A 1,228-nucleotide genomic window follows, 5' to 3' on the forward strand; every position below is an offset into this window, starting at 1 on the left:
CCGGCAGGCCGCCGAACGAGCCGAAGTGCAGCGGATAGGACGAGGCGAAGACCTGCTTGCCCAGGCCGTCGTCCGACAGGCCCAACTTCTTGATCATCCGGCCCTGGCCGTCGAACTCATAGCGCTCGGCATAGACCAGGCGCTTGGGCAGGGCGGCGTTGACCTCGATGGTCTGGCCCCGGGTGCCCGGCGCGGTCAGGGCGATCAGCTCGGGCTCGACGCCGGGCTTCAGCGGCGCGAACCAGGCCAGGGCCGCGACCAGGTCGGGATAGGGCGCGGGCGTGGGGTCGGCCTTGCGCACCGCGCCGTAGATCGGGGCGGTGACCTTGGCGACGTCGCCCTTGGCGGTGACCCCGGCCACGGCGAACAGCAGCACGGTGGCCAGGCCGATATAGGCCCCGGTCCAGGCGACGACGAAATGGAACGGCGCGCCCCAGACGCTGAGCCGGTTGTGCAGGTCGGCCTGGGACAGCCGCCTGGCGCCGGCCCAGCGGAAGGCGAAGGCGTCGCGGAAGATCTTGGGGTGGGCCAGGAAGCCCGAGACGATCAGGCCGGTCAGGGCCGCCCCGACCAGGCCGACGACGATCAGGCCCAGGGTCTCGGGCAGGTGCAGATAGATGTGCAGATGTTCGAGGAAGTGAGACCACTCGGCGGTGATGTCGCCGACCAGGGCGCCCTGGGCGTCGCCGACCAGCACCTTGTCGCCGCCGTCCTGGATCATCGCATAGAGGTGAGGCACGTCGTCGGTCGGCAGGCCGATATAGGTGTAGGGCGTCTTGGGGTGGGCGGCGGTCACCGCCTGGGCGAAGGTCTGGACGGCCTGGGGGCTGACCTGGGTCAGGCGCGGCGCGGCCGGCTGCTCCCACAGCTTCAGCTCGTTGAGGAACACCGCCACCGTGCCGCTGAGGCAGACGATATAGATCAGGGCGGCGGCCACGAGGCCGAGGCCCGAATGTCCCGACAGCACGGTGCGCACGAAGGCCGGCGAGGCCTTGGGCCAGATCGAGGTCCGGCGCCTGGGGCGGGTTTTGGCGGCGTCGGGGGGAACGGCGGCGTCCATGTCGAAGTCCTCAGTGCGGCCGCAGGACGACGACCAGGGCGCAGAGCGCGGTGACGGCGAGCAGCACGGCGGTGGTGCGCAACAGGCGGCGGTCGGCGCAGGTCCAGACCATGGCCCCCGCCATCACCAGCGGCGCGCCGAAGGCGGCGGCCACCAGCCTGTCGGCCG

Annotated in this window: 1 protein-coding gene; it reads right to left on the bottom strand. The window is 71.5% G+C overall.

What is annotated here, in order from left to right:
• Positions 1–1,060, bottom strand: a 1,060-nt coding sequence (locus PMI01_RS25870) for a PepSY-associated TM helix domain-containing protein (RefSeq protein WP_007676865.1), incomplete at its 3' end; no start/stop codon positions are given.
• Positions 1,061–1,228 lie beyond the last annotated feature (168 nt).

Source organism: Caulobacter sp. AP07, assembly GCF_000281955.1.
Classification (GTDB): Bacteria; Pseudomonadota; Alphaproteobacteria; order Caulobacterales; family Caulobacteraceae; genus Caulobacter.